Origin of the sequence: Dictyobacter vulcani (genome assembly GCF_008974265.1) — a bacterium.
Classification (GTDB): domain Bacteria; phylum Chloroflexota; class Ktedonobacteria; order Ktedonobacterales; family Ktedonobacteraceae; genus Dictyobacter; species Dictyobacter vulcani.
Map to the genome: position 1 here is coordinate 1,497,285 of NZ_BKZW01000002.1, position 24,368 is coordinate 1,521,652.

Consider the following 24,368-nt stretch of genomic DNA (forward strand, 5'->3'; position numbering starts at 1 on the left):
CTAGCTCCGCTCACACGATTGCAAGGTAGGGCTTGGGCCCAATACGTTTCGTTGAAGGAGATAAACTCAACGGTATGGCGTGGCGTCCTCTCCACGTATGATTCGCTGCTTTTCTCCACCATGTTTTTTATGGTCACAAAAGCGCTTCACCGAAACGTATTGGGTCTTGGGCCTGCGACGTGCTCACGTACGAGTAGGCACCATCCAGACGCGGCATACTCTTTTGGTGCGTTCACCTCACCACCATCACGTGTGTGAGGAACATATCAGATGTGGGCGGGCCGCAGGCTCAAGACCTGCCGTTACGCTGTCTGGTAGATTATATATTTGCGAAAAATAGTGTATAATTAGAAGAACACATAGAATTTTTTATGTGTGCTGCCCTTTTTATACCTCTTCCTCTTAATGAAAGGGTGCGCAAGCGATCCTCTCTACTATGCACTCATATTTTTCTGATCTGGTCCTCGCGCCTGTGTTTGGGCCTGCTTGCTAAGATGAATGTATCATCAGGATGAAGGACCAGACACATCTTTTTCTAGGTGAGTTTTTGGGTTCAGAATGAGCAGTTTCCGATCGGAGTAAAACCATGCATGATTCCATAACGCAAATGCGGCTTTCGATGCGCTTAGAAAAATATTTGAGCGATTATACGGATAAAAATGTCAGAAAAGATACGCTGTACCGTGCTGAGTGGGATGCGGCCTGGCACAGAGCCGACGTTGCTCGTACACAGAGTATCCTTACTCCAGAGATGGTTGATGATGTCCGGTTAGCATTGAATCAGCTAGAGACTACAAAAGGCATCCCTCCACTATTTTTTAAGCATACTGGTATTTAGCAGCAGTATGTGACATTACTACTGGTAATACATGCTTTATTGTTGTGTCTCTGGAGAGAATTATGCAAAGTTCATTTACTTCACAGGCCGCGCAGGAATCGTCTGGTCAAGAAAACGTGCCTTTACATACGCTGCCTGTGAAAAAGCTGTTTGAGCAGCTAGATAGTAGTGAACGTGGACTAACAAGTGAGGAAGCGCGCAGGCGGCAGGAGAAATATGGGCCGAACGATACAACCGGAGTAAAGCGCAGCTCGGCAGTGGTCCAATTTCTCCGGCTCTTCTTGAATCCTCTGGTCGCCATTCTACTGGTGGCAGGATTGGTTTCAGCCATCCTGGGCGATCCTGTCAATGCCAGTATTATTATTTCTATTGTTATCCTCAGCAATATTTTGAATTTTGTCCAGACCTATCAATCCCAGAATGCGGTTGAGAAGCTGCGGGCCAACGTCTCGCCGAAGGCTACCGTGTTACGGGATGGAGCATGGACTGAGCTCCCACGGCGTGAACTCGTGCCGGGCGATATGATCCGCCTCGCCGCAGGAGATCTGGTTCCCGCTGATGCGCGTCTGGTCCAATCAACCGATCTGCATATCCAGCAAGCCGCGCTGACCGGTGAATCATTGCCTGTCGATAAAAACGCGGATGACATTGAGGCGCCGACAGAAAGCTTTGCCGAGGTCCACAATTGTGTCTTTCTTGGTACCTCCGTGGTGAGTGGGAGTGGGACCGCCCTGGTTATCGCCATTGGTCGGGACACAGCCTTTGGGGATATCGCCGTGCGTCTGGCCAGTCGGGCACCTGAGACCGAGTTCCAGCGCGGCATTAAAGGCTTCGGACAGTTGATCATGCAGACGGTCTTCTTTTTGGTGTTCTTTATTGTCCTGGTTGGAGTACTTGGACGCCACCCGCCATTTGAGACGATGCTCTTCGCCATTTCACTCGCAGTGGGCCTTACGCCTGAATTCTTGCCGATGATCACAACCGTGACCCTGGGACGCGGCGCTTTACGTATGGCAAAGCAGAAGGTCATCGTCAAGCATCTGGAATCCATCCAGAATTTTGGCAGTATCGACACACTGTGCAGCGATAAAACGGGGACACTAACCAGTGGTGAGACCAGGTTGGAAGGCCATCTTGATCTACACGGTCATGAATCTGAGCGTGTGTTGCTGTTTGGATATTTGAACAGTGCGAACGAGACCGGGATCAAGAGTCCGCTTGATGAAGCTATTTTGCACTATCGCAAGCTTGATGTCAGTGCCTATCACAAGATTGGCGAGATACCGTTTGACTTTGAGCGGCGCAGTCTCTCTGTGGTGGTCCAGCATGAGGGCGAAACCTTACTGATCACCAAAGGCGCTCCTGAAAGCGTGCTGGAACATTGTACCGCTTATGAAGGCGACGGCGAGCGCAGTGTGAGTGAGGAGTCACGGACAGCCTATGCGAATACCTATCGTGACCTGAGTCGCCAGGGATATCGGGTGCTCGCCGTTGCCTATCGCTCTATTTCCCCGCAGGACAAATATCGTCCAACGGATGAGCAAGGACTGGTACTCTGTGGTTTCCTGACCTTTGCTGATCCGCCTAAAGCCGATGTGGCACAGGTGCTACAGGCGCTCAAAAACGATGGGGTACAGGTCAAGATCGTCACCGGTGACAACGAATTAGTTACCCATCATGTCTGTGAACTGGTGGGTTTAGAGAGTAGCAGAATCGTGCTGGGCAGTGAACTGGAGCATATGACCGATCCGGCGCTGGCTCAGGTCGTCGAGGAGGTTAATGTCTTCGCTCGTGTTTCGCCTGCGCAGAAGAATCGCATTATCCTGGCCCTCAAGAGTCGCAAGCACGTGGTTGGCTATATCGGTGATGGCATCAATGATGCGCCATCATTGCATGCCGCAGATGTTGGAATCTCGGTCTCAACCGGCGTCGATGTCGCCAAGGACGCGGCCGATATCATCCTGCTCGAATCGAGTTTGCAGGTCCTGCATAATGGTATTTTGGAGGGGCGTAAAGCTTTTGGAAATGTCATCAAGTATTTGTTGATGGGAACCAGTTCAAACTTCGGAAATATGTTCAGTATGGCCGGAGCCTATGTCTTCCTGCCTTTCCTGCCCATGCTGCCAACGCAGATCTTGCTCAACAACTTTCTCTATGATCTGTCGCAGGTGACAATCCCAACCGATAATGTGGACGCCAGCTACATCAAAAAACCGCAGCACTGGGATATCGGCCTCTTCCGTAATTTCATGATCATTATTGGACCGATCAGCTCAATCTTTGATTTCTTAACGTTCTTTATGATGTTGTGGATTTTCCACGCCGGCCCCGTGCTATTCCATACAGGGTGGTTCGTAGAATCACTCGCCACCCAGACACTGGTCCTGTTTATTATTCGGACCGCAGGAAATCCGTTGCGAAGTCGCCCCAGTCGTATGCTAGCGATTACCACGCTCTTGATTGTCGCGATCGGCATCATCCTGCCGTACACGCCACTGGCCGGTCCACTTGGCTTTACACCCTTGCCGCTCCTCTACTTCCTCTTCCTGATCGGCATGGTAATAACGTATCTCTTGCTCGTTGAACTGGTCAAGAGGCGCTTGATGAAGAGGTATGCTTGAAAACCTCTTGCCTATCGACAGCAAAATTATAAACACCTATTTGTGTGGATTTATGGTATTATTGACTTTTGTTGATTTTTATATTATGTATATTAAAGAAAGATTTTTTGATGATTAGTAGCATGTGCTATACAATGGATGAATTTAAGCGCGAGTATCAGGAAATGTGCCTCTCTTGATTCTCTGCTTCTGTGGTAGGGCAGATGTGGGTGCCGGGTTGTCTACAGAGGGATCTGGATCTCATGCCTCGTGAACGCAGTTCGTATCTCCACCATACAGAACTTTCAAGCTTATGATGTTTCAGGTTGAGGGGAGAAAAGATTTATGGCTGTCGCTTTACTGCTGGTACGACTCCTGCTCTCATTCATTTTCCTGCTTGCTGGCCTGGCCAAACTGGCTGATCTGGCGGGATCGCAAAAAGCCTTGCGTGATTTTGGGCTTCCGGACGTACTCGCCAGACCGCTGGGAAGCATATTACCTATTGTCGAAATTGTGCTTGCGGTCGGGCTTGCGTCGCGCGTCTGGTCCGGGTTGGCTGCTCCAGGAGCGCTGATACTGCTGCTCGTTTTTTGTGCAGGTATCGGCTATAACCTGGCCCGTGGACGTAAACCGGATTGTCACTGTTTTGGACAACTGTACTCAGCTCCAGCGGGTCCTGCGGCGCTTGGACGCAATGCTCTACTAGCGTTGCTGGCTCTGGCTGTGACCATATTTGGGAGCAGAAGCACCAGCATGAGCGCCACGAGCTGGTTTACTGCCAGGCCCATGTTGCAACAGCTTATGCTTCTGCTCGCGATTATCGTTGTGCCGCTGCTCATAGGCGGTGGCTGGCTATTACTGCAAGCACTGCGTCAACAAGGACTGCTGTTGCTGCGTCTTGATCGTGTTGAGAATCGCCTCGGGCAGGCTGGCATTTTGTTGGAGAAGACGCAAGAAGAAGAGTCTGGCACTGGATTGCCCGTTGGAGCACCGGCTCCAGCATTTTCAGGCAAAGGACTGGATGGCGAGATCATCTCCCTGCATGGCTTGCTGGCCGTTGGCAAGCCTGTGGTACTTGTCTTTACTGATCCTGACTGTGCTCCCTGTGCAGTGCTCATACCTGAGATCGGGCGCTGGCAGCGAGCATATGCCAGTAAGCTAACGGTGGCTTTATTGAGTCGCGGTACGGTTGAAGCTAATCGCGCGAAAACGTCTGAGCATCACATCACACGTATCGTGTTACAAAACAGTGACGAGCTTGACAAACTTTATGCCATCCATGGCACCCCCAGCGCGGTACTTGTCCATGCTGATGGTCTGATTGAGAGTCCGGTCGCCGCAGGTATAGAGAGCATACGGACCCTGGTAGCGAATACGGTACATCTACCCGTCTGGCGACGGCGGTTGCCTGTTGTCGTGGCAGGCAATAACAACAGCGCCGCTCCCGAACTCCAAGCACCCGCTATTGGTACACCCGCCCCGGCTTTCAGTCTGCCTGATTTGAACGGTGAGACGGTGGACTCGAACTCGTTGCGTGGTCAGCCAACGTTGTTACTCTTCTGGAATCCAGACTGTGGCTATTGTAAGAATATACTCCCAGACTTGCATGCATGGGAAGCCGAACCGCCTCAGGGAGCGCCGCGCCTGTTGATCATCTCGAGTGGAACGCTAGAGCAAAACCGCTTGCTGGGCTTGCGCGCCCCTGTTTTGCTCGGTGAAGACACCAATGTGCGGGCACAATTTGGTGCCACCGGTACACCAATGGCCATCCTGATAGATGCCCAGGGAAAGATCGCATCGGCCCTGGCGCAGGGATCATTTGAGGTACTGAGACTTGCCTATCAAAATCCAGCAGCAGATGGAGCACAATTCCCCGATACGCCCGACGAGAAGCAAATTCCTACCGTGAGTGAGCATCGGTAAAGGAAACTGCAGGCTTTATCACTGAACAATGTCATTATATGTGAAATGCAAACAAGAAAAAGATCCATTCCGGACGCTTATAGGGAAAAGAACCGGAATGGATTTCCGCGTTGAAACCTCCTATGCTATTATGTTGCACGGATGCAATTTTATGTTAGCAAAGGATGTGCTATGTGACACTCCGCACGCCCTGAAGGGGCGGCGGCTTCTTGCACTCCTACGTAGTCGGCCCCCTGAGTCGGTGCCTCGTTGAGGCAACTCGTTGAAGACCGTAGTGGGTGAGGAATACACTCAAGCACAGATCCACACATCTGCTCGCTTGAAGGGCGGTGCCATGCCTGTTCACCGTTTCATGCCGTACCCGACGGGTGTGCAGCCAACGTCGGGTGTTTGGCGACCTGGAAAGGGTGAACACCTTTCTCTTTCGAAAACTGATGCATGCATCAGTGGGAGGCTTTTCTTGAACGATTTTGCCTGGCAACACTTCCTAAGGCCGTACAGCCTGTGCTGTCGTGCCTTCGTTGCACCTATGCAGTATAATCCAACCATGCATTCTATGCAACAAGCAAGGGCTAAAGCCCAGGAGAAACCCGCCTATCCGCCTGGGTTTAAACCACAGCGGCTTGCGGCGGGTTACGCTTTTGTCACTCTTAACACTATTTGGTGCAGCGGCGGTCAGTATTATGCTGCTCGCGTATGCTCTGGAAGCTCGTTCTCATCTCTGGGTATTGATCTTTGCCTTCGCGTGCGCGGCCTCATCTCTGTATGGATGGCTCTCTGGAACCTGGCCTTTTGGGGTTGTCGAAGGTATCTGGGCATTGGTTGCCCTGCGGCGCTGGTGGCGTCTGCGTCTATCCTTTGTTCCGCCTGACGAGCCTGCCTCGATGGTCGAATAAAGACAGAAATTATGGATGAAGATCGCATCCTGCTTTATTCCACTTTCGTATTAGTATTAACAGACTTGTGCGTAAAAAACAGAACAGTATAAGCTTGTGGAGAGCCCGTGCTGTGAAAGGATACGATGAAACAGCAATCTCTGCGTGTGTATATGTACTTATCGATAGCCGCAGCGCTGGTGACGATGGGGGTTAAGTTTATTGGTTATTTTCTGACAGGTTCGGTCGGACTCTTTTCGGACGCCGCTGAATCGGTCGTTAATCTGGTGGCGGCCCTGGTAGGACTGTGGGCGGTCACGCTGGCGGCGCGACCTGCTGATGCGGATCATACCTATGGGCATACCAAGTCTGAATATTTCTCTAGTGGCGTTGAGGGGGCGTTAATTCTGGTGGCGGCCCTGATCATTGCTGTTGAAGCTATTCCGCGCCTGTTGCATCCTGAACCAATTAGTCAGGCGTTTGTTGGTTTGTCCTTCTCGGTCTTTGGGGCCGTGATCAACGGTGTGCTTGCGTGGTTTATGTTACGTGCAGGCAAGAAGCAACGCTCTATTACCCTGGAAGCGGATGCACACCATCTCTTTGCTGACGTGGTCACAACTGTAGGCGTCCTGGTGGGAGTGCTCCTGGTGGCAATCACCAGATGGTATATCCTCGATCCAATCGTAGCCTTGCTGGTCGCAGTCAACATCATCTGGACGGGCGTCAAACTGCTACGGCAAACAGGATTGGGCTTACTTGATACCGCATTACCAAAAGAAGATCGGGACGCAGTCAACAAAGTCTTAGACACCTATCGCAAGCAGGGAATTGATTTTCATGCCCTGCGCAACCGCATGGCTGGCAGACGGCGTTTTGTCTCCTTTCATGTGATTGTGCCAGGAAATTGGACAGTGCTCAAGGGGCATTCCATCTGTGAGAAGATTGAACTGGAGATTTGTCAGGCCTTGCCAGAAAGCACCGTGTTTACTCATCTCGAACCAAAAGAAGATCCTGTCACCTTTGAAGATATTAATTTAGATCGAGAAACTCCTTCCCAGACAAACTGATGTTCGTTATGATCATTTTGTGTTGTTGAATAAAGAGCTTGTCTGGTTATATGCAATATCAGGCAAGCTCTTTGAGGCTATCTCTAGTCGCCGCTCGTAAAATAGCTAGAGGGCAGGTTTTATCCCTATGGGAAAGCTATGCCGCTATGTGTACGGCATGAAAATACAATAGCGTATCCTGGACTGCCCTTGACCGATCCAGGATACGCTAAATATATATATATGTGTTAAGGCATTTTGAGGAACTGTCCTCAGCAGAAAATAAGCGAGGCGTAGTTATGCCACAAACACCACATACTGAGAAACATTTCACGGCTGGCGAGACAATTAGAGATATTGTGATTGGTATGTCAGACGGATTAACGGTTCCGTTTGCGCTGGCGGCCGGTCTGTCGGGCGCAGTCAGTTCGACGACCATTATCATTACCGCAGGTCTGGCCGAGATCGCAGCAGGCTCGATCGCGATGGGACTAGGTGGTTATCTGGCCGCCCGTAGTGATGCTGAACATTATGCCAACGAGCGTCTGCGTGAGGTGCAGGAAGTTAAAGAGAAGAGCGATGCCGAGAAAGCGGAAGTCAGGGATGTCTTCACCTCGTACGGCCTCAATGAAACCGAAAGTGCTCCTATTGTCGAAGCCCTCAGTAAACGTCCGGAGGCCTGGGTTGATTTTATGATGCGCTTTGAGCTTGGACTTGAGAAGCCAGATCCAAAACGTGCGCTCACCAGTGCGCTGACCATTGCCGTATCTTATATCGTTGGCGGCTTGATACCGCTAAGTCCCTACTTTATTTTCTCACCAGCCACTACCGCGCTATTGTATTCGGTTATTGCCACTCTGATCGCCTTGCTTGTATTCGGCTATGTTAAAGGGCGCTTCACCGGTGCAAAACCTTTCAGAAGCGCGTTTCAAACTGCACTTATAGGTGGGCTCGCCGCGGCCGCAGCCTTCATGATCGCACGCTTTATTTCCAGATAGCGTCTGCTTCTCGTGTGATGTCCAGTATCCGTGTATAACACATGCATACTGGACACCACACGAGAAAAATTCAGACGAACCTCTATGCGCTTACTTTTTGCAGAGTCTACATCGAGCACGATACGATATTGTGCCTTTCCTGATTCCAGCCGCGCAAATGCCTCATTGACCTTGTTGAGCGGAAAAATGTTCAACCTGCGGCGCGATCTTATGACGCGTTGCAAACTGTAACATTTCGGCAATCGTGACGGTTGAACCCGTGGGAGAGCCGGCAATGCTGCGCTGGGCACCGATTAAATCGAAGACGGTAACGGGAACCGCCTCGGGCACGACGCCGACAAAATGTAAACGTCCTCGAGGGGCCAGGTGGCGATCAGTGCAGACCAATCAAGCGAGACATTGACTGTGACGAGCAGAAGGTCAAGTGAGCCGGCCAGGGATTGAATTGCGTCTGCCGTCTCGGCTGAGAGACCACACGATGTGCTCCAAGCGCCTTCGCATCCTCGAATTTTGCTTCGCTCGAAGTCAATGCTGTGACCTCGCACCCCCAGCATTGGCGAATTGAAGGCCATGTGACCAAGCCCACCGATGCCAACTACTCCTACGCGTTGAGTAGGTCTGATATCAAATGTATACAGAGGAGAAAAGACTGTGACCCCACCACACAGCAGGGGCCAGCGCGCTCGGGTCCAGTCCTCAGGAATAGGAATGGCCCAATCCCATTGGGCACGGACGCGATCAGCAAAGCCACCGTAATGTCCAATGATGGTTGGGAGCGCCTCGGCACAGAGATGCTGATTGCCTGAAAGGCACTGCTGACAGTGCATACAACTGGCGGCTGTCCACCCAATACCAACACGCTGGCCGAGCGTGAGCCCTTTGCTGTCAGCGCCCCGAGCAACCACCCGACCAATGACTTCATGACCCGGAACAAAGGGATAGACCGAGTTTCCCCAATCATTATTGAGAACCGAGATGTCGGAATGGCAGAGTCCACTGTATTCTACGGCGATCTCCACCTCATCTGGACCAAGCTCGCCTGCTTCGTATTCGTAGGGAACGAGGTCTTGTTTGGGACCATGAGCGGCCCAGGCATGTATAACGGACATATATTCCACCTTATCTATGTTGTGTGTTTTTACAAAGAATCGCTAAAGTAGTGGCGGCTCTCATCAGCCACTGCACTTCTTCTTCATAAGGGATGGAGGAGAAACTGAGGAGGAACCCGATTTGCGGATCTTATTTCTGTCCTCACCTGCTACGATGGAGTCAGTCAACGCAGCAGGATCTCCTGCCTTGTAGTTGAGATGCATACGATAGCATCTTGTTCCTTTGTATTGTAGGCCAGTGCAACCATAAAGTGCAAATAGAAATTCTGCAGGGTATTATAAAAATATTTATGTCAGCTTGTTCATTGGTACAGGTCAAATCCGGCCTTTTGTACGGTGTCCTGGTAGCGCAAATGAGGGATACTATCTGCATAGCCCGGAGGATGTGCAGGTAGAAGAAAGGTGGAAGTGATACATTATAAGAGCTAAGACAAAGGAGTTGAGAGTTATGCATATTCAAGCATTACAGCTACAGACAAAACATCTAGTTGAGCAGAAAGCATTTTATCATACTGTACTGGGTTTACCTTTACTGGCTGAGACCGCTACATCTTTCAGCGTCCAGGCAGGCACTACCCGCTTGAGCTTTCAAGCAACCGAGCAAGAGGTGCATTATCATATCGCCTTTACCATTCCGAGCAATAAATTTGCGATGGCTAAAGCCTGGATTAGCCAACGTATGGCTTTACTACTCACAAAGAAAGCCGAAGACGAAATCTTGTTCCCCAACCTCAATGCGCGCTCATTCTATTTTGGTGACGCAGCCGATAACATTCTCGAATATATGGTGCACACTGGCCTGGATAACCAGACAGCAGGCGATTTCGGACCCGAGGATGTCTTGCGTGTCAGCGAGATTGGTCTACCAGTGGAAGACGTACCTGCCCTTGCAGAGCAGCTAGAAAAGCAACTGGGCATCGTATCGTATCCCACGGCGAATGAGGTTTCCGCTGGTTTTGGCTATCTGGGTGATATCTTCGGGCAACTGGTCGTAGTGAAAGCCGGTCGTCCCTGGTTGCCCGGCGAAACCATGCCCGCCATCGTCTCACCTGTCCATGTCGTGATTGAAGGCCAGCACGAGCAACAGCTTCAACTCTCACCCTATCCATATACGATTACGGCGCAAGCATAACCATAACGTCTCATGCCCAATAAGAAGACTGATAGCTGGCGACCACCAGCTATCAGTCTTCTTCTATAAAAAGGCGAGCGCAGCAGGCATGAGTCGCCAGAATAATATAGTGCGTGTCCAGTATGTATGCAAAGTATTCAATGAAAGCGTGTGAAGAGTGAAAGTGGTAGCCAGATAATCTTAAAGAGATTATTTTTGTTGATATTGAGCAGAGCAGGAGGCGGACCATGCACTCCTCACCATCCATCAATGATCAGCTGATCATGCAATGTGAGCAGTTTGAGCAACTGCTACAAAGATTGCAGCAACGAGAATATCATGTGCTTGGTCCAACCGTGCGTAATCAGGCCATCGTTTATGATACCCTGACTTCAATTGCCGACCTTCCCAAGGGCTACACAGACGAACAGGACGGGGGAAGCTATCGGCTCAAGCAGCGCCACGACGATGCCTTCTTTGGATATGCAGTCGGTCCCCACTCCTGGAAACAATTTCTCCATCCTCCCATCACGCGCATATGGCGAGCAAAGCGTGACGGATCTTCGTTTCATATCGCCAAAGAGGATAAAGGCATTCCCAAATATGCCTTTATCGGAGTGCGCTCCTGTGAACTGCATGCTATTGCGATTCAAGATCGGGTGTTCTTGCAAGGTGCCTGCACAGATCCAGGCTATCAGGAGCGCAGGCAGGATCTCTTTATTGTGGCTATCAACTGTGGGCAGGCCGGTGGCACCTGTTTCTGTGCCTCGATGCAGACGGGACCACGCGCTACTTTTGGCTATGATCTGGCCCTGACCGAGATCGTGGATACCCGGCAGCACTTCTTTGTGGTCCATATCGGTACAGAACTGGGCGCAGAGATGATGGATGGTCTGGTATGTCAGCAGGCCAGTCCAGACGATTTGCAGCGGGACGAACAGATTGTGGCCTGTACCGCGCAAACGATGGGGCGGCAGATGGCTACCTCGCCGGTTGAATTAAAAGGTTTGCTGGCGCGCAATCTGGAGCATCCACGCTGGGAAGAGGTTGCCGGGCGCTGTCTGTCCTGTACCAACTGTACCATGGTCTGTCCCACCTGCTTTTGTACTACGGTTGAAGATGTGATAGACCTGGCCGGTGAAGAGACAGAGCGGGTGCGCAAATGGGATTCCTGTTTTAACCTGGACTTCTCTTATCTGTATGGTGGAAGTGTTCGGGCCTCGGCTAAGTCGCGCTACCGACAGTGGATGACACATAAGCTTTCAACCTGGTATGACCAGTTTGGTTCCTCTGGCTGTGTTGGCTGTGGGCGTTGTATCACCTGGTGTCCTGTAGCCATCGACATCACCGAGGAAGTGCGCGCAATCTATGACAGCGAGCAAAAGGAGTAGTAGCCATGCCAGATTATGATCGGCTGCTGGCAGCCCACCCATTTTTCAATGAATTTCAAGCTGATTACCTGCATCAAATAGCCTGCCTGGCTACAACGGTATGTTATGAGCGCAACGCCTATATATTTCATGAAGGGGATGCGGCCGAACAATTTTATCTGATTACTCGCGGTCATGTCATGCTTGAGACCTTTGGTGTCGAGAGAAGAGGATCCATTTCCATTGAGACGATTGAAGCCGGTGAGGTATTGGGATGGTCATGGTTATTTGCGCCCTACCGCTGGCATTTTAGCGCACGCACCCTGGAAGAGGTCGAGGTGATTGTGCTGGATGGTGTCTCTCTGCGCTACATGTGTGAAGCTGATCCCATGTTTGGCTATGCGCTGCTAAAACACATGGCGGTTATCATTATGCAACGGCTGCAAAGAACACGTTTGCAATTAATCGATATGTATCGAGCGGATGGTGGATGATGCTGGTAGAAAGAAATGATCCTATGCTGCCACGCTGGTATCGCATCCAGCATAGACGTGAAGAACTCGCCAATACGTTTACCGTGACACTTGAACCGCAGGATCACGAGGATATTCCCGTCTTTGACTGTGGACAGTTTAATATGCTCTATGTGTTTGGTGTCGGGGAAATACCGATCTCAATCAGTGGGGATCCTGCCCATCCTGCTCCACTTATCCATACCATACGCGCCGTTGGCAATGTCTCAAATGGTCTGCAGGGCTTGAAATCTGGCGCGCTGATAGGTGTGCGTGGACCCTTTGGTACTCCCTGGCCGCTGGCATTAGCTGAAGGAAAGGATTTGCTACTGATTGCTGGCGGACTGGGTCTGGCACCTTTGCGCTCGGTGATGTATCACGTGATCGCACATAGAAAAGCCTATGGGCGCGTCACTCTGCTGTATGGTGCGCGGACGCCCGAAGACATGCTCTATCGTCAAGAATGCGAACACTGGCGCGCGCACCTGGACCTCGATGTGGCGGTCACCGTTGATCGGGCTACGGAATCCTGGCGTGGTAGTGTGGGCGTCGTGACTCGACTGATTGCACACGCCCTGTTTGATCCTGCTAAGACACTGGCGTTTGTCTGTGGGCCCGAAGTCATGATGCGTTTTTGCGCCCAGGAACTTGAGAAATGTCGTGTTCCTGGCGAGCAGATTTTTATCTCGATGGAGAGGAACATGAAATGCGCCATTGGTTTCTGTGGGCACTGCCAGTATGGTCCCTTCTTTATTTGTAAAGATGGCCCGGTGTTGCCATATTATCAAGTAAAGGACTTACTGCGTAAACGGGAGATCTGACATGGTGAGTGATGCGAAACCTAAACTTGCCGTCTGGAAATTTACGTCCTGTGACGGTTGTCAGTTGAGCTTACTGGACTGTGAAGAGGAATTACTGCCTCTGGCGAAAGAGGTAGAGATCGCCAATTTTCGAGAAGCATCCCGGGCCGTGATCAAGGGACCATATGCGCTGTCCCTGGTTGAAGGATCGGTCACCACCGCAGAAGAGGTTGAACGCATCCAGCACATCCGGAGCGTATCTAAACGCGTGGTTACCATCGGAGCATGTGCTACCGCGGGCGGTATTCAAGCCCTGCGTAATTTTAAGGACGTGCAGGAATTTAGCGCTCTCGTCTACGCGAGCCCGCAATATATTGAGACCCTGAGTACCTCCACGCCGATTGCTCAGCACATCACTGTTGACTTTGAGTTACAGGGATGTCCGATCAACAAACGACAGTTGTTAGAGGTCATCACTGCGTATCTCCATGACATCAAGCCCACGATACCCGCGTACAGCGTCTGTGTGGAATGCAAGCAGCGTGGCACTATCTGCGTGATGGTCGCGCACGGAACACCTTGCCTGGGTCCTGTCACCCATGCAGGGTGTGGCGCGCTGTGTCCGGCCTACAACCGAGGGTGCTATGGTTGTTATGGTCCCAAAGAAACGCCCAATCTGGTATCACTGAGTCGACAATGTCGTCACATGGGCATGTCCACCGATCAAATCAGGCGCGAACTGCAGACCTTTAATGCGTATGCTGAACCCTTCCGGCGTGAGAGTCTGTCATATGAAAAATAGAAATATTATCGTGGATTATCTGGCGCGTGTAGAGGGTGAAGGAAGCCTCTTTATTAAGATCAGGGATGGCGCGATCAGCGATGTGAAATTGAAAATCATGGAGCCTCCACGCTTCTTTGAAGCCTTATTACGTGGCCGGGCCTGCACCGAAGCACCAGATATTACCGCGCGCATCTGTGGGATCTGTCCGGTTGCGTATCAGATGAGCGCAGTACATGCGCTGGAGGACGCCTGTCAGCTCAAGGTTGAAGGACAATTACGTGCGCTACGACGGCTGCTGTATTGTGGAGAATGGATAGAAAGCCATACCCTGCATGTCTATATGTTGCACGCCCCGGATTTTCTTGGCTACTCATCGGCCTGGCAGATGGCCCAGGACTATCCCGATATTGTGAAGCGTGGTTTGCAGATGAAAAAAGCTGGCAATGCGGTCATCGAATTTCTCGGTGGTCGGGCTGTGCATCCAGTCAATGTGCGCGTTGGTGGCTTCTATAAGCTAGCGACCCGGAGTGAGTTTGCTCCACTGGTAGAACAACTAGGCCGGGGCCGGGATGCGGCGCTAGAAACGGTACGCTGGGTCGCGCAACTGCCATTTCCAGATTTCCAGCGGGACTATGAGTTCGTGGCGCTCAGTCATCCTGATGAATATGCCATGAATGAAGGTCGGCTGTGTTCAAATAAAGGATTGAATATCGCCGTACAGGACTATGATGATTACTTTATCGAGGAGCAAGTGCCGTATTCAAATGCGCTCCAATCCCGTATCAAGGGGCGCGGAGCCTATTTTACTGGCCCGATGGCGCGCTATAATCTGAACTTTGCTCGCCTCTCGCCGCTAGCCCAGGAAGCGGCATGTGCCGCTGGACTCGAAGAAAGCTGTCAGAATCCTTTTCAGAGCATTATCGTACGTAGCGTAGAGATCCTCTACGCCTTTGATGAGGCCTTGCGGATTATTGAGGAGTACGATATGCCAGTTCAGGCCTCACTTCCCTTTCAGCCTCGTGCTGCGACCGGTTATGCCTGTACCGAGGCACCTCGGGGCACGCTTTATCATCGCTATAGCATTGATGATGAGGGCATCATTCTGAATGCCAGGATTGTTCCGCCAACCTCGCAAAACCAGAAGACCATTGAGCAGGATCTCAGGTACTATGTCGCCCAGGTGATCCATTTACCCGAGCAAGAACTGACCTGGAAATGTGAACAGGCAATTCGCAACTATGATCCCTGTCTTTCATGTTCCACGCATTTTCTGAAGGTTCATATTGAGCATGAGTCGTAACAGCGCCAGACTGCAGCACGCTGGCACGGGAAGGTGGTGGGAATGGCAACGCGGATGCTTCTGGTTGGCATTGGTAATCCCTATCGCAGTGATGACAGGGTTGGCCTGCTGGTCATTCAGATGCTCAAGAGCAAGCAGTTGCCAGGGATTACGTGTATTGAACACAACGGAGATGGGGCTGATCTGCTGGAAATCATGGCGCAAGCTGAGCGCGTGATCCTGATTGATGCCGTGAAATCCGGAGTAGTTCCAGGCACGATCCATCGGTTTGATATGCATACTACCTGGTGGCCATCAGCTATGACGTTCATCTCATCGCATGCCTTCGGAGTAGGAGAAGCCATCCAACTGGCCCGAGCCATCAAACAACTGCCAGCATATCTGCTGATATATGGTATTGAATGCAGCAATTTTGGCACAGGAACGGTGCTCTCACCTGTAGTGGAGCAGGCTGTGCCAGGAGTAGTTGACCTGATCCTGGAGGATATTCAGGCCAGCACGTTACGATAGCTGTCCAGAGTATTGAGTTATGAGAGTGTGGTGTCACCAGCGAGGTGTCTGCTTCGTGAATGGGGTGCAGTGGCCCTCTCTATTCACGAGGCAATAACAAGGGATCTGGTATGCGTTACTAATTTTGATGAGGGAATAAAGGAGAACTATCCTATGCAGATACCATCCAGATTTGAAGTAAAGACGCTCATGGAAGAGTATCACGATCCATGCGTCTCATTGTTTCAACCCGTCGAGCACGTTGGTCCGGAGACCCGGCAGAATCCGCTGCGGCTGCGCAATCAACTCCGTGAAGTCGAGAAGCAACTGGATCAGAATCCCCATTTTGCAACCAGGAAAGTTGAGCTCCTGAAGCCGTTGCTGAACCTGCTCAATGATGAAGATTTCTGGCTAGAAAGCGGTCAGGGGCTGGCCATCTTCCGTAATCTGGAACAGCTACACTTCTATCTATCATCTACCTGAGAGCGTCAAAGAGCAGGTGGTGATCGCGCCCCATTTCTACCTCAAGCCCCTGCTTCCCTTTTTGATCAATGATGGACGTTTCTATATTCTGGCATTTTCTCAGAAAGAAATCAGATTATTGCAAGGGACGCGTTATACAATTCAGGAAGTACTCTTGCCAGAGCAGGTGCCTGAAAGCCTGGCTGTGACCTTGCAATATGATAAGCTACAAAAAGAACTCCAATACCACAGTACCGCCTCAGGTGCGCTGAAGGAAAAAGGCGGACGGCATGCCATGGTTTTTCATGGCAAAGGCGAGAGCGATGGAGCGACCGAACATCTGAACCGCTACTTTCATCAGATCAATCATGGCTTGCATGAATTCCTGCACGACGAAACGGTTCCCATGGTGCTGGCAGGCGTAGAGTATATGATGGATGAGTATCGTAAGGGCAATACGTATCCCCACCTGGTTGCGGGTGGACTGGCTGGCAATCCAGATGAGATGTCGATTCAGACTATACACCAGCGGGTGTGGCCAATTGTTGAGCCGACGCTTTCACAGGCCCAACAGTCCGCACTCGCGCAATATCAGGAATATGCTGCGACAGAACAGGCTTCTAACAATATCAGTTTGATTGTGCCTGCGGCCCATGCAGGGCGTGTTGCCACCTTGTTTGTGGTCCGTGATCAAGAACAATGGGGACACTTTGATCCTGCCACTGGATCAATAGAAGTGCATACCAGCGCAATGGCTGGCGATGATGACCTGCTAGAGCGAGCCGCCACCCAGACGATCTTGCATGGTGGATCTGTCTATGTGCTCGATCAGAGCACAGATATTGGCAATCAACTGGCCGCAGCAGTGTTTCGCTATTAAGGTTGTATGCACTCACATCATGGAATAGTGGCTAGCGGGTGACCGAGAGATGCATATCAGGGAAGAGCGCGCTATCAAGGCTGATGAATGGCGCCTTGATATACAAATTATAGAAGGTCTGGTCACCCGCAAAAATTCTGACGCCAAAGCGAGCATTGGACGAGATAGACTGGTTCTGGATGCGATCAAGACTCGCGCTTAGAGACTGGATATCCGTGCGGGTCCCAAACAGCCTGGCTGGTCTATTTCCATTCCCGGTTCTTAAGAGAAAAGTGACAGGGCCGATAAAGGGAAGATCGATCCGCTTGGAGATACGTAAATTAAAAGCGGTCGCGTTGTCGGTGACGATGGCCACCGGCACATTATGGCCTGAATTCGAGAAGCCCAGCAGCAACGTGCTATTGGTAATGTCAAACCTATCTGCTTGAATGGTAAATGGCAGCGGGAAATTTGCCGCAATGGCGAGATTTCCTGTCATCGCTTGCCAGACCAGGCCGGCGAGGAGTAGAAAGGCGATAAACAGTACCGGCCAGAAAATTTTACGCCTGCTATAGCCAACCGTGACGACATCAACGGTCTCAACATTTTCGGGATATCCCTGTTTTCTCGGTGGAAAGCTGGAAAGTGTTTTCTGCATAATCTCTCTTCCTTTTATCATCTGATAAAGACCTTTTATCGTTAGCGTGAAGACGTTGCCTGGTATTTGCGTAGATGCCAGCAACGCTTTTGACGAGATGGCCGTGCTAATAGCAGTTGATACTCAGTCCTGGAAAGTGTGAGGTTACGCCAGGCTACACCCTGCGCGCCCCCGATAATGCCAAAAATCATCCCGATACCGAAGCCGCCCGCCGCCGCCATCAGTGAAGCAAGGGCACAGATAATCGCCAGGATACCTGTTAGCAGGGCATAGGCTGGAAAGAATAATTGTAGGAGTCCCAGCACACACAGCATAGAGCCTACCAGCAGGCCGGCCCAGACCGTATTACCGGGTAGAAAGGCAAACTGCATCAATGCCAGCGGCCCCCAGAGTACCAGTATGCCTGCCAGTACAATCAAGCAGGAGCCTACCACTGGCCGTTGCTGGAGCCATAACCTGCGACAAGAGGGGAAATCAGCTACAGGTACAGAAGTAGCGGCCGGTGCTAGCAGTAGCTTCTCAGGCTGCTCGGCGACCTCGACTGTGGTCGCATGTGACCTGATGTCTGCCGTTACTGCTGACCCCGAAGATTTTTTTTTGCGTGATCGATGTGTGGTGCGTCGTGTCGCTGTTGCCATAAATACCTCCTTCACGGATGAACGTTGAAGTCTTTTCGGGACCCAAAATGTTATTGCACGGAAAGCAGCATGTCTGGAATGTCAATGCCCAGAGCATCCAGTGATGTTAGTTTGATCGTAACATTGGTCAGTGTGATCGTAAGCTTTGATAAATCGGGCAGACCAGGTGGATTGATGGTCGGTGGCACAGGACTGGCTACAGGTAGTGGGTCTGGCGTAGACATAACGGTCCCTACCAGCGGATGTTGTGTCTCCTCTGGATCCGCTTCTGTATCTGTGACCGGTGTTGCCTGTATATGGTAACTATTGGTGGCTGTCGAAAAGTCACTCTGCGAAGATCCTGGCGTCGCAGGAACGCTCCTACCGGCACGTATGGTTGGTGTGCCTGGTTGATCAGGTACATTGATTGGAGTGGTTGGAAGTTTACCAGAAATAATACTCTCCAACGGGATACCGATCACGTTCAGGCTGGTAAAATTCCCCTGGTCCGAGGTGATGGAAATAACGTGAGCACGAAGATTGGAGAAGCGGACCGGATTGTTTCCTGTGTTGGCGAATTGAAACGTCACCGTGCCGACAAATGGTAGCGACACCTGTTTGCTGAAGACCAGTTTGGTGGCGATCGCATCCAGGACGATCGCATCCGCCAGCGATCCTCCATTTTGCACCACACGCAGGTCCAGATGAAAATTAAATGCCTTGAAAGAACTGGCCGTTATCGTAAAAGGACCATTAGTATCGAGCGTTGTGGCGAAAGCCATGGGTGACCAGAGCAGCAAAGAGATGATGCACACAAATAACGAGATACTGGCCACAATCAAATATTCTACAGATCTAACACGTCCCATATCATCTTCCTAATCCAAAAATATATGCTTTGTATTATCCTATCGTACTATTTTTGCATTTATTGCATAAAAAAGCATGAATGTAGAGGTCATGTTGGGTGAGCAGGCGTGTAGATGCTGTGAAGGGTCAGGCAGATGGACATGGAGAGAGGTGATAGTTGGGAGCAAACTGGTTACGCTCGTGGGGTGACGTTCGCAGCCATGAAATCTTCCGTTACCGAACAGGGGTATCCTGTAGCATATTCTGATAAACTATCTTATTCTATGGTCTTTTATGTTAAAATAGGATAAATATTTCTTCGAATACAAGATTAATACCTTGAGTTTCTTTATGCATAAGTAAAATTATGTGTAATAATATGAAGGAGTACTTTTAGTTAATGTCATATGCATTTTTTGTGGATCATCTCTTAAGTATGGAGTAAGTGCCAGGTTAATCTTACTACATCCAGGAAACGCAAGTGTCACAGATGTGAGGTGTAAAAGTGAGAATATGCATAGTGCATTACGTATAGGTAGTTCATCTTATTGTGTACAAAATTTTTGTTGTTGGCCAAGGGGGTTATTATGGGAAGGATTTATTTCCTTGATCTCTCAACATTACTTACCTATTTCCAATATCAAGAATCCCCTGTGTCCTGAAAACCACGTTTAAGACAAGGAATATAACTGGTTATGTGATGATTGAAAAAGGCGCAGTTATTCGTTCGCTCGTGATGGATATGAGGGGTAATACGATAAGTCATGATCAGGAATATGAAGCCCTGTGGCAATCAAATGAATGGGAAGTGGTCTTACCATCTGAGATACCGCCTCAACTACAACAAAGAACTACTGAACCACTTGCCCTGAATCCTCGGGCGATGCGGTCACATTCTTCTGAAGCTATCGTTATATTGTTAAGCAAGAAACGCGACATCTCTGACCGGGAATTAGCCGATTTATCGGTGAAGCAGCGCATGCAATTGCGTATGGTTTTAACAATGATTAACGGGCAACGAACGAGTGACGAGCTTAAAGCAACTATCCACCTTCCAGGCCAACTCATCGACGAGATTCTTTTTTATCTTTTCTGTATTGATGCCATTGAATGAGAAAAAGGAGCTAACTATGAACGCAGCCTTATCCTGGTGGTTTCGTCTTTCACTTCCCAATCTCCCTACGGAAACACCCAGCCAACGAGAAAAAGCACGTTACGCCCGCCTGACCAGTGGTTTTCTACTGCTGATTAGTCTGCTTTTTCTTCCAACCGCCTTTATCATGATTTTTGACTCACCGAAGAGTCCTTCTTCGCCTCCCATTGCGATGATCGTCGTACTTATTCTCTGCGGCGCTTTTATTTTTGGACGGATGGGACTCAATATTTTATCGGCCAGTTGTATTGTTTTCTACGATATTTTTATGGTGACCGGCGTCCTTCTTAGTAATCCCTTAGATCCCTCGCTGCTTCCCCTCTTTGGAGCGTTCGTGCTGGCAACCATTATTGCCAGTGCCTTGATGCCGCGATTGCATCTATTATTGTCGGAATTATTTGCTGTCTAGACATTTCGTTTATCGCGTTTAATCCTTTCGTACCTCGGACCGCAGCCTTTCAAGCCATGCTCAACGACGGACTGTACACCGTAACCTGGCTGTACCCATTCTCGTACAAATTGTGATTGCGACGATCATGTTTGTGGTCATGACGATCCTGACAAAAGCGATCCGTCGAGCAGATAGAGCTGAAGAAGTTGTAGCGCTTCAACTTGAGTTAGCCGCTTCGCAACGTCAGCGTGCAGAAGAGCAGCGGCAACTCGAAGAAGGATTTCATCAAATAGCAGAAGTGCATGCGCGCGTCGCGAATGGTGATATGCGTGCCCGTGTCTCGCTTGAACAAGGACACGTATTATGGAGTGTGGCTGTTCCTCTGAACAACCTGTTAAATCGGATGCACCGGACGCAGAACGATACAGATATTTTGTTGCAGACCCAGCAAGTGGCCCAATATGTTGCCAGTTACATCCATCGGGCCCGTGTCACAGGCGAGCAAAATCCGCTTTCTGCTACCGGAACCGCACTTGATCCTGTGATCGTAGAAATTAATAAGGGTTTGCCATCGGCCTATTCAAATAGAGGCAATTAGCAGTCCACATATTTTTTTGTGTACCTGTTTTGTTTGGTCATTATGCTGTGGTGGAAATGCGTGCGCGTCGCGCACGCATTTCCACCACAGCATAATAATTTTTGAGCGCCGTAGGCGCGAAAGTCTGTCGACGAAGTACCTCATGGAAGTGATTTTCAGACACACTCTAATAGTGATAATGCTACAGGCGGAAGAAACGTTCGAAGAGATGGAAATGCAAGATGCTGTACATGAGGATGGCCCAGACCAGTGTGGCACCGCCGATCAGCAGGTATGTGCCAGGATCTAATGCCTGTAAGTTGAACAGCGTACGCAATGGTGCTATGGCGAGTATGCTGCTAAAGCAAAGGAGCAAGCCCAGCATCAGTAATGAAGGAAGCCAGTTGTTATACGTTCCTGGTTGACCTGGCCTGGCGCGGTTGGGGGCTCAACAAAAAGTACCAGTAGCAATCCACACAGGACCAAAAATACCGTGAGGGCTGTCTGTGCTAAGGGGATCGCGCCCTCACGATAGGGGTTGGTAGGTACCGGGAAGGTAAGAGTGGCAGGAATCAGAACAGCAAGATAGACCCCAAGAGCGATCAGACAGGTTATCAGGGATACAGGCATGACGAAACGCACCAGGGAGCGAATCAAACTCTGTCCCGCGGTGTGTCCTGGACGTGCCCAGTAGGCCAGAGCGAGAGTAGGGATGCCTACGGTAAAGAAGGTGAGCAATGACGTCTGGCGGGGTTGGAAGGGAAAGCCACCGATAAAGGTGATAGCGACCAGCAGTAGTGTCACAGAGGAGACGCGCGCTAAAAAGAGTTTCAAGATATCCTGCATACCGTTACGGATACGTTGTCCTTCATGCACGGCTGAAGGAAGGGAGGCAAACGTATCATTGAGGAGTACCAGGTCAGCAACGCCGCGCGTGGCCTGACTACCGCTCTGCATGGCGATGCCGAGATTGGCCTGTTTGAGTGAGAGCACATCATTAACGCCATCACCGATCATAGCGATATAGTGATTGTTCTGGCGGAAAGTCTTGATCAAACGTTCCTTCTGGTGTGGGGTGATACGGCCAAAAATAGTGGTTTCCTCGGCTCTCTGCGCCAGTTGCGCATCATCTAACTGCTCCAGTTCTGTTCCTGTCATCACCTTGATCTTGTCATGGAGTCCTAATTGGAGCGCCAGGGCAGTAACGGTTTGAGGATGGTCGCCAGAGATAATTTTTAGCTGGACACCCAGGGCCATAAATTGTGCCAGGGTTTCGCGGGCCTCAGGACGAATGGTATCGCGCAAACTGAGCGCACCCAGAGGGATCAAGCCCGCAGGTAACGTGCCACCAGCATCCTGCGTTTGTAGGAAGACAGGTTCAGGATAGCGCGCAAAGAGCAGCACACGTAGTCCTTTTTCTCGCTCCGTCTCCATGAAGGTCCCCAGAGCGGCATCCGGAATCAAAAATGGCTGAAGCATTTCTGGCGCGCCCAGCACATAGACACCTTGCATGACAGTATCCCCAAACACGAGCGCGCTCCACTTGCGTGCGGAAGAAAAAGCAATCTCCTGGCGTACAGGCAATCCCGGTCGTGCCTGCTCCTGACACGCGACTCTGATCGCATTACTGGTTGCATTCTGACTTGATACATGCATGCTATAGGTGCCAAGAAGCTCACGGAGCATGTCTTCATCAATAGCATATGGGTGTAATGCGGTCAGTTCAAGCTCATTGGTCGTCAGCGTTCCGGTTTTATCTGTGCACAGGATATCCACATGGCTCAGTGACTCGATGGCATTAAATTTTTGGACCAGTGCCCCTTTGCCAGCGAGGCGGACGGCCCCCAATGCATAGGCCACACTGATGGAAAGAAACAGACCATTTGGCACAATACCGATGATCACCATTGCCATGCGCACTGTTTCCACGAGGGGAATCGTACTCACCACAGAGGCGGCAATCAGCAGCGTTTCCAGGAAAAGAGCGATCAGGAGCAGGACACGGATAATCAAAGCAATTTCACGCTGGAGCGGCGTGGCCATATCACGATAAGCACGCGCGCCCGCCGTAAGATTCCCGGCGACACTCTGGATACCAATTTTGTCAGCGCGATACAATGTACGTCCCGTGACACAGAAGGTTCCAGCATAGAGGCGATCGCCTTTGCCTTTGCTGATCGGATCCGTTTCGCCGGTCAGCAAAGACTCATCGACCTCCACGCATCCCTCACCCACGATCGGTCCATCGACCACGATTTGATCTCCAGGATGTACCACCATAATATCATCCACCACCACCGACTCTGGATGAATCTGCTGCTCGCGGCCATCGCGTAGCACCACAGCATGGGGGCGGGTCAGCAAGGCAATATGATCCAGCGTGCGCTTAGCGCGTATCTCTTGAAACAAGCTGATCACCAGATTAAACGAAACCACCCCAACCGAGATCAACGCATCGAGATATTGGCCCAGGAGAACAAGAGCCAGTGCGATAGAGAAAAGAATAGTATTGACCGTATTAAACACATTTTCACGGATAATGCGTATATATGAGCGTCCTGTAGGGGGCGGTGGCACACAACCGAGTCCCTGAGCACGCCGTTCCTCAACCTCATGTGTGCTTAATCCTCGCATCAACAATGTTTGATTCTGCTGGCTCTTCATCTTCTGTCTGGCACACCCTCCTGGCTTGCTCGCCAATGTTTGCGTTAAAGATAGCATACATATCTCACAAAACGCTCTTCATCATGAGTATGAGACTCTCACCAGGATCACAATGATTTCTGACCCTCTTTGTGTAAAAGCCAGGGCCCAATGATTCTGTAACGCGAGATTGTTTTATAGGATGAGGAAATACAACAGGGAGGATAAATTTAACATTTTCGATTTATTGCAGCAGATATGTTGTAATGTTTGTTGGATGTTTGTCAATTTTGGATCAACTTTGGATCAACTTTGTACTTCTCTAGTAGCACTCTTTTACCGTATACTTACGCATATAAAAGGTTGTGGTGAGTCAGGTACCCCACGCCTCTGCGGCGGGGGCT

General features: G+C 50.4%; 22 protein-coding genes and 1 pseudogene. 18 read left to right on the plus strand and 5 right to left on the minus strand.

Going from position 1 to position 24,368, the window contains the following annotated elements; genetic code table 11:
• The first annotated feature begins 586 nt into the window (after positions 1 to 586).
• From KDW_RS23825 to KDW_RS23850, 6 genes are all read left to right on the plus strand, one after another.
• On the plus strand, positions 587 to 838 hold the full coding sequence (locus KDW_RS23825; protein WP_162005559.1) for a hypothetical protein: 252 nt from the start codon (positions 587 to 589) through the stop codon (positions 836 to 838).
• A gap of 62 nt (positions 839 to 900) precedes the next feature.
• A complete protein-coding gene (gene mgtA / locus KDW_RS23830) occupies positions 901 to 3,459 on the plus strand; it encodes a magnesium-translocating P-type ATPase (RefSeq protein WP_151758412.1) in 2,559 nt (852 codons plus the stop codon).
• Between the two features lie 324 nt (positions 3,460 to 3,783).
• Complete coding sequence (locus KDW_RS23835) at positions 3,784 to 5,361, plus strand: MauE/DoxX family redox-associated membrane protein (protein ID WP_151758413.1); 1,578 nt, start codon at positions 3,784 to 3,786, stop codon at positions 5,359 to 5,361.
• 641 nt (positions 5,362 to 6,002) lie between these two features.
• Positions 6,003 to 6,257 carry a hypothetical protein gene (locus tag KDW_RS23840; protein WP_151758414.1) on the plus strand — a complete coding sequence of 85 codons (255 nt, stop codon included), beginning with the start codon at positions 6,003 to 6,005 and terminating at the stop codon, positions 6,255 to 6,257.
• Between the two features lie 125 nt (positions 6,258 to 6,382).
• On the plus strand, positions 6,383 to 7,303 hold the full coding sequence (locus KDW_RS23845) for a cation diffusion facilitator family transporter (RefSeq protein WP_151758415.1): 921 nt from the start codon (positions 6,383 to 6,385) through the stop codon (positions 7,301 to 7,303).
• A 278-nt stretch (positions 7,304 to 7,581) separates the two neighbouring features.
• A complete protein-coding gene (locus KDW_RS23850) occupies positions 7,582 to 8,280 on the plus strand; it encodes a VIT1/CCC1 transporter family protein (RefSeq protein ID WP_151758416.1) in 699 nt (232 codons plus the stop codon).
• A gap of 95 nt (positions 8,281 to 8,375) precedes the next feature.
• Here the strand turns inward: KDW_RS23850 and ahr are convergent.
• Positions 8,376 to 9,389, minus strand: a pseudogene (gene ahr / locus KDW_RS23855) (NADPH-dependent aldehyde reductase Ahr); the annotation flags it as partial.
• Between the two features lie 448 nt (positions 9,390 to 9,837).
• On the opposite strand from ahr, the gene KDW_RS23860 reads away from it, so the two are divergent.
• The 9 genes from KDW_RS23860 to KDW_RS23900 all read left to right on the plus strand — a co-directional run bounded on the left by KDW_RS23860 (position 9,838) and on the right by KDW_RS23900 (position 17,097).
• Complete coding sequence (locus KDW_RS23860) at positions 9,838 to 10,521, plus strand: VOC family protein (protein ID WP_151758417.1); 684 nt, start codon at positions 9,838 to 9,840, stop codon at positions 10,519 to 10,521.
• 227 nt (positions 10,522 to 10,748) lie between these two features.
• Positions 10,749 to 11,891 carry a 4Fe-4S dicluster domain-containing protein gene (locus KDW_RS23865; RefSeq protein ID WP_151758418.1) on the plus strand — a complete coding sequence of 381 codons (1,143 nt, stop codon included), beginning with the start codon at positions 10,749 to 10,751 and terminating at the stop codon, positions 11,889 to 11,891.
• 5 nt (positions 11,892 to 11,896) lie between these two features.
• Complete coding sequence (locus tag KDW_RS23870) at positions 11,897 to 12,364, plus strand: Crp/Fnr family transcriptional regulator (protein ID WP_151758419.1); 468 nt, start codon at positions 11,897 to 11,899, stop codon at positions 12,362 to 12,364.
• The gene (locus KDW_RS23875) at positions 12,361 to 13,203 is read left to right on the plus strand and encodes an FAD/NAD(P)-binding protein (RefSeq protein ID WP_151758420.1); all 843 of its coding nucleotides are present in this window, start codon (positions 12,361 to 12,363) and stop codon (positions 13,201 to 13,203) included. The genes KDW_RS23870 and KDW_RS23875 overlap by 4 nt, the downstream gene beginning before the upstream one ends.
• Before the next feature lies 1 nt (position 13,204).
• Entirely contained in the window at positions 13,205 to 13,984 is a 780-nt protein-coding gene (locus tag KDW_RS23880; RefSeq protein ID WP_198925484.1) for an NADH-quinone oxidoreductase subunit B family protein, read from the plus strand.
• Positions 13,974 to 15,266: a Ni/Fe hydrogenase subunit alpha gene (locus tag KDW_RS23885; protein WP_151758421.1), complete on the plus strand. Its 1,293-nt coding sequence runs from the start codon at positions 13,974 to 13,976 to the stop codon at positions 15,264 to 15,266. The genes KDW_RS23880 and KDW_RS23885 overlap by 11 nt, the downstream gene beginning before the upstream one ends.
• Positions 15,267 to 15,308: 42 nt before the next feature.
• Positions 15,309 to 15,776 (plus strand): hydrogenase maturation protease, encoded by a 468-nt coding sequence (locus KDW_RS23890; RefSeq protein WP_151758422.1) that lies wholly within the window; start codon positions 15,309 to 15,311, stop codon positions 15,774 to 15,776.
• Between the two features lie 153 nt (positions 15,777 to 15,929).
• Positions 15,930 to 16,238, plus strand: a complete 309-nt coding sequence (locus KDW_RS23895) for a hypothetical protein (protein WP_151758423.1) — start codon at positions 15,930 to 15,932, stop codon at positions 16,236 to 16,238.
• A gap of 19 nt (positions 16,239 to 16,257) precedes the next feature.
• The gene (locus KDW_RS23900; RefSeq protein WP_162005560.1) at positions 16,258 to 17,097 is read left to right on the plus strand and encodes a baeRF3 domain-containing protein; all 840 of its coding nucleotides are present in this window, start codon (positions 16,258 to 16,260) and stop codon (positions 17,095 to 17,097) included.
• Positions 17,098 to 17,128: 31 nt separating this feature from the next.
• Here KDW_RS23900 and KDW_RS23905 read toward each other — a convergent pair whose 3' ends face one another.
• Genes KDW_RS23905 through KDW_RS23915 form a run of 3 tightly spaced genes read right to left on the minus strand, consistent with a single transcriptional unit; the run spans position 17,129 to position 19,220 of the window.
• Complete coding sequence (locus KDW_RS23905) at positions 17,129 to 17,734, minus strand: hypothetical protein (protein ID WP_151758425.1); 606 nt, start codon at positions 17,732 to 17,734, stop codon at positions 17,129 to 17,131.
• Between the two features lie 41 nt (positions 17,735 to 17,775).
• Entirely contained in the window at positions 17,776 to 18,372 is a 597-nt protein-coding gene (locus KDW_RS23910; protein WP_151758426.1) for a DUF6114 domain-containing protein, read from the minus strand.
• A 50-nt stretch (positions 18,373 to 18,422) separates the two neighbouring features.
• On the minus strand, positions 18,423 to 19,220 hold the full coding sequence (locus KDW_RS23915) for a hypothetical protein (protein WP_151758427.1): 798 nt from the start codon (positions 19,218 to 19,220) through the stop codon (positions 18,423 to 18,425).
• A 677-nt stretch (positions 19,221 to 19,897) separates the two neighbouring features.
• Between KDW_RS23915 and KDW_RS23920 the strand changes: the two genes are divergently transcribed.
• From KDW_RS23920 to KDW_RS23930, 3 genes are all read left to right on the plus strand, one after another.
• The gene (locus tag KDW_RS23920) at positions 19,898 to 20,314 is read left to right on the plus strand and encodes a hypothetical protein (RefSeq protein WP_151758428.1); all 417 of its coding nucleotides are present in this window, start codon (positions 19,898 to 19,900) and stop codon (positions 20,312 to 20,314) included.
• A gap of 16 nt (positions 20,315 to 20,330) precedes the next feature.
• The gene (locus KDW_RS23925) at positions 20,331 to 20,762 is read left to right on the plus strand and encodes a hypothetical protein (RefSeq protein ID WP_151758429.1); all 432 of its coding nucleotides are present in this window, start codon (positions 20,331 to 20,333) and stop codon (positions 20,760 to 20,762) included.
• Between the two features lie 112 nt (positions 20,763 to 20,874).
• Positions 20,875 to 21,342: a hypothetical protein gene (locus KDW_RS23930; protein WP_162005561.1), complete on the plus strand. Its 468-nt coding sequence runs from the start codon at positions 20,875 to 20,877 to the stop codon at positions 21,340 to 21,342.
• A 363-nt stretch (positions 21,343 to 21,705) separates the two neighbouring features.
• Here the strand turns inward: KDW_RS23930 and KDW_RS23940 are convergent, their stop codons facing one another.
• Entirely contained in the window at positions 21,706 to 23,985 is a 2,280-nt protein-coding gene (locus tag KDW_RS23940) for an HAD-IC family P-type ATPase (protein WP_162005562.1), read from the minus strand.
• Positions 23,986 to 24,368: the final 383 nt, after the last annotated feature.